The following is a 9,238-nucleotide window of genomic DNA, read 5'->3' as shown; positions in this document are numbered from 1 at the left end:
CTTAGAATTTTAATTATTATTGTGGGATGGGCGTCCCGCCCGTCCTTTTTGGACGGGCGGGACGCCCATCCCACTTTCAAGAGTGGAAGTTATTTAATTCTCATTCCTAACTGACTGTCAAAACTGCGCGATAGCGCACTTGATTGTCGCGGACTTTCTGCATGGCTTCATTCGCTTGTGCGATCGCAAAAACTTCGATAATCGGCTCAATCCCAAACTTCTCTGCAATTGCCAGCATTTCATTAATCATAGCGCGATCGCCGGCGAAGCCATAATTCGCCGTCGCTTTGCCATCCGCGAAAATAACGGAATGCTCAAAGGTGCGTCGGGAAGTCCCACAAAAGCAAGCGCAGCGTCAATCGATTTTAGATTTTAGATTTTAGATTTTAGATTGAGCCCACGGATAAATGCGGGGGCTTGAGGATTTTCGATTTGAGATTTGGGATTGATTTCACGGATAAATCACGTGGCGGGTACCACCTTTGAAATTCTTGGTCAGAATCGAGAAAATCAATGTACGGAACCCAATCTAAAGCAGCAGGAACAGTGCTCAAAAAAATATCTAACTTGCTGCTGGGGGCTTGAGGAATTTCGCCTTTTCCTACTACAATAGCTTCGTCCGCCCCCATTTTATGTGCAAATTCTGCCCGATCTTGGGAAGTAGTAAAAACGGTAACGCGGTTGCCTAATTTTTTCGCAAATTGCACCGCCATGTGTCCCAAACCGCCGATGCCGATTAGGATTATAACTGGGCTTTTTCCATTGCCCACTGCATCAAACCGGGGAACAACCGATAAGCTTCCGACGCCAAAAAAACCGGGCCGACTGTAACTTCTGCACGCTGATTTTTCACAGCATCCCAGATAGCTTTAGCAATATCTTCCGGCTGATTTGTCCAGTCAGATTTCAGCATTTCGGTCATTTTCTGGCGGCGCGATTCGACTGCGGGCTCGTCTCGATCGCGAAATTGAGCTCTTTCTAAAAAATCACTGTTAATCAAGCCCGGATGCACGGCGCAAACGTGAATACCTTGAGGCGCTAATTCCAATCGCAAAGTTTCTGTTAAACCGGTTACTGCATATTTGCTGGCGCAATAAGCAGTCATGTGAGGCAAGGGCATTTTGCCACCAATGGAACCAACATTGACTATTGTCCCAGTTTTTCGTGGCATAAAATGTGGCAGAATTTCTTGAATTGTGTTAACGCAGCCCCAAAAATTGGTATTCATTAATTGCTGCCAGTCTTCGGAGGTAGTCTGCTCGATCGCCCCCGTGAGACAAATGCCGGCATTGTTAACCAAAACATCGATGTTGCCGCAGGCATCTAGGGCTTTTTGGACGATCGCGCGCACTTGTTGACTGTCGCCAACATCCCCCGGGATAGCTACAGCCGAAGTGCCTTCTCGCTGCACTTGAGCCGCTGCTGCTGCCAATCTTTCTGGCTGGCGAGCCACCATCACCACATCGTAACCTTTACTTGCAAATAAAAGTGCTGTTGCTTTGCCGCTTCCTTGTGAAGCGCCTGTAATCAAAACTGTAGGAGCCATCGATAGTTATAAATTGTAAGTGGGGAAATTGTTTCCTGCGGTATTGAAACTATAACAAAGGTCAGGTTATTTTAGGCGCGCTCTACATTTAGAAGTATTGATTATAGGATTTTTTTGTGTTTCGCGATCGGGCTTTTTTTTAAGAACCGCTTTCGGAGCGTTAGCGAAGAGGCGCCTTAGCGCTAGAACACGAAGGAAGAGAGAAGAGGAGAGGAGAAGAAAAGAATAGAAATTATTCATAATTTGTGCGAAAATAGCTTTGTAAATTTTCCCAATGCCCAATGCCCAATGCCCTATGCCTAAAAAATGAATCTTCCGAAACAACGGCCGAATTGGTCGATCGCCCTAGTATTAATTATTGGCGTTTTAGCAGTCTCAACTTCCTCAATCTTAATCCGGCTGGCTAACAGGGAAGCAGGGGCGGGCGGCTTCGGTTTCAGTCTAGTGCTTGCGGCCTCTCGCCTGACTTTATCTGCTTTAATTCTGCTGCCGGCTTGGCCGAAAATTCAGTGGAACGCCCTGAAATCTGGAGCTCGGCGCTATGCTGCTGCTGCGGGTTTGTGTCTCGCCCTGCACTTTGCCCTCTGGATTACCTCACTTTCTTATACTTCGATCGCCGCCTCGACTGCCCTCGTCACGACTAATCCTGTCTGGGTAGCGCTGTTGTCGCGCTTCTGGTTCGGGGAAAAACTCAGCAAAATGTCGATCGTTGGCATTACTATAGCCCTGGCTGGGGGAATGGCGATCGCCCGAGGTAGCGCGGGCGCAGCCAATGCCGGCAGCAGCCAACTGCTGGGCGATTTCCTGGCTCTGGCTGGTTCCTGGGCCGTCAGCTTGTATTTGCTGCTGGGCCGGGAAGCTCAGCGGCGGGGACTGGGAATTGGTGGCTATATCGCGATCGCCTATACTGTTGCTGCGATCGTCCTGCTGCCTCTCCCTTTCGTCTTCGGCACCAGTTATACCGATTATTCGCACATTGTATATCTTTATATTTTGTTAACGGCCGCTTTGCCTCAATTAGTCGGCCACACCATTTTGAACTGGGCTGTAGTGCAGATTTCCCCAACTCTGGTAACTCTTGCCATCTTGTTTGAACCCGTGGCGGCGAGTTTTTTGGGTTATTTGCTGTTTGGGGAAGTGCCGGCGCTGGCGGTACTCGCAGGTGCCGCGGTGCTGATGTTGGGGGTAGCAACCGCTACCGTCGGAGCAAAAAAAATCACAGTCAACAGTTAACAGTTAACATTTTTCAACATTGCCACGAAAGTTGCCGTGAGTCAGAATGAAACAGATTAGGGTTTAAAAACAAAAATAACTCGTCAGTTAAATATCGCTTCCAAACTATCAAATGTCTGGCTAATGACTAATGACTAATGATACTCGGGTGCCTTTCGGAGAATAAAATTATGCTGCCAGAACAACTACAGCGCATCATCGGGTACTTTCTCGAAGAAGCCACAGAACACCTCCAAATCATCGAACAAGGCTTGCAGAACCTGCAAAACACCGTGCCAGCTCCCCAAAGCATACACCACCTGATCCGAGCCTCGCACTCGATTAAAGGGGGAGCCGCTATGCTGGGATTTAGCAGCATTCAGCGAATTGCCCATCGCTTGGAGCATTATTTAAAACTGCTCCGAGAATGTCCCATAGCCGTTGATAGCAGGCTGCAATCGCTGTTAATCGAAGTTTTTGAGATTTTAGCAGCCCTCGTATACAAGGTTTCTAAGGGTTTTGGGCTCAACCACGAAGACGCCAACCAAATGCTCTCCCTCGCGGAAGCGGTTTTTGACGAACTCGACGCTTACCTGAGAGTGCTGATTCCCACTCGCCTGACTGTCAGAGCTACTACGGACGAACATATTCACGTTTTCTCCGGTTACTGCACTTCACTGGGCGAATTTTCCTCGGCTATTGTCTCGCGCGTCGGTTTGCTGGGAGGCACTATTACCCGCCACGAGCACGAAGGCTTGGGCATACGCCTTTGTATTGACCTTTACCTGCCGCCTTACACCAGGATCGAAAACATCCGCCAAGCTGTCGAACTCTCAGGCGCTATTATCGGGACTGTTCAGACGCAGCGCGACTTTTCGCTGCTGGCGACTGGAGATTATCCGGTTTACCAAAGTGCGATCGAGCCTCCCGCAATTTGCACCGGATGCCGCTACTATTACGGCAGAAGGGACGGCGGCTACCTGCTCAACTGCACGATCCATCCCCGCGGCCCGGAAACGGAAGATTGTCGCGATCGCGAACCGGAATAAGCATGAGAAAATCTGGACTCTGAGCCCAGATTTTTAACCAGGGAAAACTTTCTTGTCAAACCAATATTCTCCCCGATCTCTTTCACATTACCCCCGTCCAACTTCTTTTTGAGTTCCTAGATAACTAAATCCTTCTCTCCCAGATAACTAAATCCTTCTTTCTTCTGAACGCTCCCCTAACAACTGATACCCCAACTCGAATTAATTGCATCATGCTTGCAGGATGAGCGATCGCCCAGACATTAATTGTCAGACAAGTGATTGCCATAACTAGCAAGATGTATGTCGGAGGCATTACTACCCCGATCGCGAACCATGTAAAAACGTGAAATATCATTGCTGTCGCCCAAAGGCTCGCCACAACCACAGACGCCCAAACTTGTATTCGAGGTCGGTTTAGTCCTGTCAAAATCGCTGTCTGCAAAGTAGTTAGCAAGTTTGCCGGAACTAAAAAGGCACAGATAGCTATGCAGTAGGTATGAGAAAACTCAGTAACTGTATTGAAGTCGAGCATTAGTCTAATTGTCGGGCCTGTTGGATATACTTAAAGAGCTTAACGTGACTTGACTTTCAGAGCTGGTCACCATTACTTTAACTTAATATTTTCGTCCCGAGGCCGCTCTGGAGACGCATTTCTCTCCCCCTTTTCCTGCTGGCAAAATTTTACCACAAATATTAACTTTGTGAAAAATCATTAAAACTTATTGAAGAATGGCAACAATTGCTGCCATAATTAACATCGGGGATCGAGCGTATACAAAAGCCAAACCGGTAAAAAGATATAGAAGAAGGCTGAGGCCGGTCTCGCAGCAACACAACAGCAGGCAGATTTTCGACTCAATCATTGAAGCGTCGTTGATTCTCGGATGATTGATTGTCAGCGTCCGTCAAGAGAGCGAGCCGTTATGCGATCGAACAAGATGAGATTATTATGGAAAAGCCTATTTGATCTCACATCTACAATCAATAGAACCCTCTCGAATTTGTACATCGGAAAATAAAGAAAATGGCTCGACAAATCACAATTCCCGCCCTCGAAGAAGTTGACTTGACAAACTGCGATAGAGAACCCATTCACATATCGGGACACATTCAGCCACACGGGGTGCTACTGGTTGTACGAGAACCTCAACTAGAAATACTGCAAGTCAGCGAAAATACCCTGCATTTGTTAGGATTCGCTCCCGAAAGTGCGATCGGTCAAGATTTGAGCTTATTATTCGATCCAATTCAACTAGAAAAACTCAAGGCTTGTTTGCGGAATGAAAACTTAAAAACCGTCAATCCCATTAAACTCTATGTCGAAAGACCAGGTAAATCTTTAGAATTTGACTGCATCCTTCACCGAGTAGAAGAAGTGTTGATGGTCGAGTTAGAATTAGCCACCAGCCAAGAAAATCTTTCGGTTTTTAGCTTTTATCATTCAGTGAGAGCCACTGTCAGCAAAATTCAAAACGCCAAAAATCTCAAGGACTTATGTCAACTGACTGTAGAAGAAGTTAGGAAAATATCGGGGTTTGATAGAGTTATGGTCTATCAATTTGACCCCGAAGGCAACGGCGCTGTGATCGCTGAAGACAAAGCAGAAAAGCTGACTCCTTTCTTAGGATTAAACTACCCCAGCTCAGATATTCCCAAACAAGCCAGACAACTGTATTCGTTAAACTGGCTGAGGTTAATCCCAGATATTAATTATAAACCAGTCCCCATTGTTTCCGGAAAAAATGCTGTTACCACCCAGCCCGTAGACCTTAGTTTCAGCGTGTTGAGAAGCGTTTCTCCCATTCACATAGAATACCTGCAAAATATGGGCGTTGCAGCTTCCATGTCAATCTCGTTAATGAAAGACAAAGAACTGTGGGGCTTGATTGCTTGCCACAACTATACACCAAAATACCTCAACTATGAATTGCGCGCCGCCTGCGAATTTATCGGTCAAGTAATGTCCTTAGAACTGCAATCAAAAGAAGGAAACGAAGACTACGACTACAAACTACACTTAAAATCTCTTCAAACCAAAATTTTTGAAGACATATCCACCTCCGAAAACTTGTCACAAGTGTTAGTTAAATGTCAGCATAATTTGCTGGAAGCAGTCAACGCCCAGGGAGCAGCAATAGTATTTGGAGACCAGTGCTATCGAGTCGGGCAAACACCTCAGGGAGAATCGCTCAAATACTTAACTCAGTGGGTGCAAAAGCACCTAAAGCAAGAAATTTTTTATACAGACTCCCTGACCAAATGCTATCCAGAAGCTGAGGAATTTAAAGACACGGCCAGCGGGTGTTTGGCCATAGCAATATCGCCGACTCAGAAAATATACGTTTTGTGGTTTCGCCCGGAAGTAATTAAGACCGTAAATTGGGCGGGCAACCCCAACAAAACACTTCAAACAGATGAAGATGGCAACCATCGACTGTCTCCTCGGAAATCCTTCGAGCTGTGGAAAGAAAATGTGAGGTACAAATCGTTGCCGTGGAAACAATGCGAAATAGACGCTGCATTGGAACTGAGAAAAGCAATGATTAATATAGTGCTGTGCCAAATCGACAAACTAGAAAAATTAAATAGAGCACTAGAAGAATCAGTTGCCAGAGAACGCGAAAAAACGGCTCATTTAAAAACAGCAATGACCGAGCTTAAACGGGCGCAAACTCAATTGGTGCAAAGCGAAAGAATGTCAAGTTTGGGACAGTTGGTGTCGGCGGTAGCTTATGAAGTCACTAACCCGATTAACTTCATTCACGGAAATCTTATCTATGCCAACGAATACAGTCAAAAAATGATCGATTTATTGCAGCTTTACGAGCAGCACTATCCGTTGGCTTCGCCAGAAATTCAAGCAAAAATAGAAGCAGTAGAATTAGAGTTTATAGTTGAAGACTTACCGAAGTTGCTGGGTTCAATGAAAGTAGGAGCTAACCGCATCCGCGAGATAGTTCAGTCGCTGCGAAACTTCTCTAGAATTGACGAATCAGACATTAAACCAGTTGACATTCACGACGGATTGGACAGCGCTTTGCTGATTTTGAGCAACCGACTCAAACCGAAGCCCGATCGCCCCGCAATTCATCTCATCAAAGAATATGGCTCTCTGCCTTTGGTTGAGTGTTACCCAGTTCAAATAAACCAAGTATTTATGAATGTACTGACAAATGCAATAGATGCTCTAGAAGATGCGTTTGCCAACAATAATTTATCGTCGCAGTCCGGGGACAAAGAAGAGCCAGTCAAGTGCGGACAAATTCGGATCGTGACTGAAATTTGTCCGGGAGAAAAAGCCGTAGCAGTTCGGATTGAGGACAACGGTTGGGGCATGACCCAAACAGTTCGCCAGAAAATATTTGAGCCGTTTTTTACCACAAAACCGTTGGGCAAAGGTGCGGGGATAGGTTTGACGATTAGCCACGAAATTGTGGTGGAACAACACCGCGGCAAATTGACTTGCAATTCAGCCCCCGGAGAGGGAACCGAGTTGATTATTGAGATTCCCTTGAACCAAACTCATCCCAAACCCATTGTCAAGTGAAAAAGAAGTCCGCGCCAGCGTTGCTATCCCGTTCGCGCGGGCCTTCGGGGAGGGTAGGGAGTCGCCCAAATTCAAAAATAGAAAATTCAATTAAAATACAAAAGTAGCTAAGTAGATTTGAGCCAATTCAGAGGAAGCGACTGTGACTGAAAAAAATACCGCCCAATGGGATGCCGGCAGGTTTCTCAAAACCTTGGCTTATTTCGGCGTCATTCCCTTCATTGGCAGCATTAGCTGGCTGCAACAACTCTTTGGAAGCAGCAGCAACACTAAAAAAGACCAACCCAAACTGATACTGGTAGCCGGTGCCACCGGCGGCGTGGGGAAGCGAGTTGTGAAGCGGCTGCAACAGCGGGGATATAGAGTACGCTGCCTCGTCAGAGATACCAAAAGAGCAACAGAAATTCTCGGCAAAAATGTCGAATTAGTCGAAGGAGATATCACTCTCCCAGAAACCCTAACACGGTTAGTAACCGAGGGCATACAAGCAGTTATCTGCTGCACCGGCACCAAAGTTCAACCAGTAGAAGGAGACACCCCAACCAGGGAAAAATACTATCAAGGCATGAAATTTTATATGCCGGAAGTGGTCGATGTTCCCGAAATCGTGGAATACAAAGGTCTCAATAATTTAGTGCAAGCTGTTCGCCGCCAGCTAATTCAACCAGGCGAAAAAACAATTTTTGACTTCACAAAACCCAGCCAAGATTTAAAAGAAATTTGGGGTGCCCTCGACGACATCGTAATGGGCGGCACCAGCGAAAGTTCGATCGGGCTGACAGACAATACAGCTATATTCACAGGCAATGTTTCTACTGCCAACTCGGGCGGCTTTGCTTCGGTGCGTACCCGCAACTTCGATCCTCCGCTCGAGTTGGCAGGATTTAGCGGCCTCCAACTGCGCGTCAAAGGAGACGGCAAGCGCTACAAATTGATTGTTCGCAACGAAGCTAAATGGGATGGAATTGGCTATTGCTATTCGTTTGATACTGTTTACAATATCTGGATTACTGTCACTGTTCCTTTTGATGAGTTAATTCCAGTATTCCGCGCGAAAACTGTTAAGGATGGCTCTAAATTTGATGGCAGCAGTATTTTTTCTTTTCAGTTAATGTTGAGCAAGTTTGAATATGACGGCGCGCTCAACCCGAAATTTACACCGGGTATTTTTCAACTCGAGTTAGAATCTGTTAAAGCTTATGGGGGACAGACTTTGCCGCGGTTTGTGATGGTGAGTTCGGCAGGAGTTACCCGCCCGGGCCGCCCGGGAATTAACTTGGAAGAAGAACCGCCGGCAGTCAGAATGAATGATATGTTGGGGGGGATTTTGACTTGGAAGTTGAAAGGCGAAGATTGTGTGCGATCGAGCGGCATACCTTATACTGTTGTCAGACCTTGCGCTTTGACTGAAGAACCGGGCGGCAAAGCTTTAATATTTGAGCAAGGAGACAATATTAGGGGCAAAGTTAGTCGGGAAGATATTGCAGAATTGTGCGTGCAAGCCTTGGAACAGCCTCAAGCTTGCAACGTTACTTTTGAGGTGAAAGAGGGGGAAAATGGCACTTCTCCCCGAGACTGGCAGGGTTTGTTCTCTGGAGTTAAATAACATATAGCAATCCTAAATGATTATACTCGTTACCAGGCAGAGCCTGGTAACGAGTAAACGAGTAAATTACCAATAATTTCCAGGCTAGGCCTGGGAATCAATGTCCAGAGGCTCTGCCTGGCTTGTTAGTAGGAAAATTGGAGGCAGAGCCTCCGGATATGCGTTACCAGGCAGAGCCTGTTAACGAGTAAAATGCGAGTTTTATAACTTCCAGGCTATGCCTGGGAATCAATGTCCAGAGGCTCTGCCTGGCTTGTTAGTAGGAAAATTGGAGGCAGAGCCTCCGGATATGCGTT

At 46.4% G+C, this 9,238-nt stretch carries 8 protein-coding genes; 4 read left to right on the top strand and 4 right to left on the bottom strand.

Going from position 1 to position 9,238, the window contains the following annotated elements:
* Positions 1 to 106: 106 nt before the first annotated feature.
* The 3 genes from QUB56_RS35095 to QUB56_RS35085 all read right to left on the bottom strand — a co-directional run bounded on the left by QUB56_RS35095 (position 107) and on the right by QUB56_RS35085 (position 1,546).
* A complete protein-coding gene (locus tag QUB56_RS35095; protein ID WP_332960974.1) occupies positions 107 to 250 on the bottom strand; it encodes a hypothetical protein in 144 nt (47 codons plus the stop codon).
* A 136-nt stretch (positions 251 to 386) separates the two neighbouring features.
* Positions 387 to 770 (bottom strand): zinc-binding dehydrogenase, encoded by a 384-nt coding sequence (locus tag QUB56_RS35090; RefSeq protein WP_332960973.1) that lies wholly within the window; start codon positions 768 to 770, stop codon positions 387 to 389.
* A complete protein-coding gene (locus QUB56_RS35085; RefSeq protein ID WP_332960972.1) occupies positions 743 to 1,546 on the bottom strand; it encodes an SDR family oxidoreductase in 804 nt (267 codons plus the stop codon). The genes QUB56_RS35090 and QUB56_RS35085 overlap by 28 nt, the downstream gene beginning before the upstream one ends.
* Positions 1,547 to 1,852: 306 nt before the next feature.
* Between QUB56_RS35085 and QUB56_RS35080 the strand changes: the two genes are divergently transcribed.
* Together QUB56_RS35080 and QUB56_RS35075 are read left to right on the top strand one after the other, a co-directional pair.
* Positions 1,853 to 2,779 (top strand): DMT family transporter, encoded by a 927-nt coding sequence (locus QUB56_RS35080; protein ID WP_332960971.1) that lies wholly within the window; start codon positions 1,853 to 1,855, stop codon positions 2,777 to 2,779.
* Positions 2,780 to 2,949: 170 nt separating this feature from the next.
* Positions 2,950 to 3,807, top strand: a complete 858-nt coding sequence (locus QUB56_RS35075) for an Hpt domain-containing protein (protein WP_332960970.1) — start codon at positions 2,950 to 2,952, stop codon at positions 3,805 to 3,807.
* Positions 3,808 to 3,931: 124 nt separating this feature from the next.
* Here QUB56_RS35075 and QUB56_RS35070 read toward each other — a convergent pair whose 3' ends face one another.
* The gene (locus QUB56_RS35070) at positions 3,932 to 4,321 is read right to left on the bottom strand and encodes a hypothetical protein (protein ID WP_332960969.1); all 390 of its coding nucleotides are present in this window, start codon (positions 4,319 to 4,321) and stop codon (positions 3,932 to 3,934) included.
* Between the two features lie 492 nt (positions 4,322 to 4,813).
* On the opposite strand from QUB56_RS35070, the gene QUB56_RS35065 reads away from it, so the two are divergent.
* Together QUB56_RS35065 and QUB56_RS35060 are read left to right on the top strand one after the other, a co-directional pair.
* Positions 4,814 to 7,336 (top strand): ATP-binding protein, encoded by a 2,523-nt coding sequence (locus QUB56_RS35065; protein WP_332960968.1) that lies wholly within the window; start codon positions 4,814 to 4,816, stop codon positions 7,334 to 7,336.
* Between the two features lie 142 nt (positions 7,337 to 7,478).
* On the top strand, positions 7,479 to 8,942 hold the full coding sequence (locus tag QUB56_RS35060) for a CIA30 family protein (RefSeq protein WP_332960967.1): 1,464 nt from the start codon (positions 7,479 to 7,481) through the stop codon (positions 8,940 to 8,942).
* Positions 8,943 to 9,238 lie beyond the last annotated feature (296 nt).

The organism is Microcoleus sp. AR_TQ3_B6, from assembly GCF_036702785.1.
Taxonomy (GTDB): Bacteria; Cyanobacteriota; Cyanobacteriia; order Cyanobacteriales; family Microcoleaceae; genus Microcoleus.
Note: the sequence above shows the minus strand (reverse complement) of the source record. Positions and strands in the feature narration are given on the sequence as shown.

Coding starts and splice junctions, on each gene's coding strand:
- QUB56_RS35095 (WP_332960974.1), bottom strand. CDS start 250: ATGATTAATGAAATGCTGGCAATTGCAGAGAAGTTTGGGATTGAGCCG.
- QUB56_RS35085 (WP_332960972.1), bottom strand. CDS start 1,546: ATGGCTCCTACAGTTTTGATTACAGGCGCTTCACAAGGAAGCGGCAAA.
- QUB56_RS35080 (WP_332960971.1), top strand. CDS start 1,853: ATGAATCTTCCGAAACAACGGCCGAATTGGTCGATCGCCCTAGTATTA.
- QUB56_RS35075 (WP_332960970.1), top strand. CDS start 2,950: ATGCTGCCAGAACAACTACAGCGCATCATCGGGTACTTTCTCGAAGAA.
- QUB56_RS35070 (WP_332960969.1), bottom strand. CDS start 4,321: ATGCTCGACTTCAATACAGTTACTGAGTTTTCTCATACCTACTGCATA.
- QUB56_RS35065 (WP_332960968.1), top strand. CDS start 4,814: ATGGCTCGACAAATCACAATTCCCGCCCTCGAAGAAGTTGACTTGACA.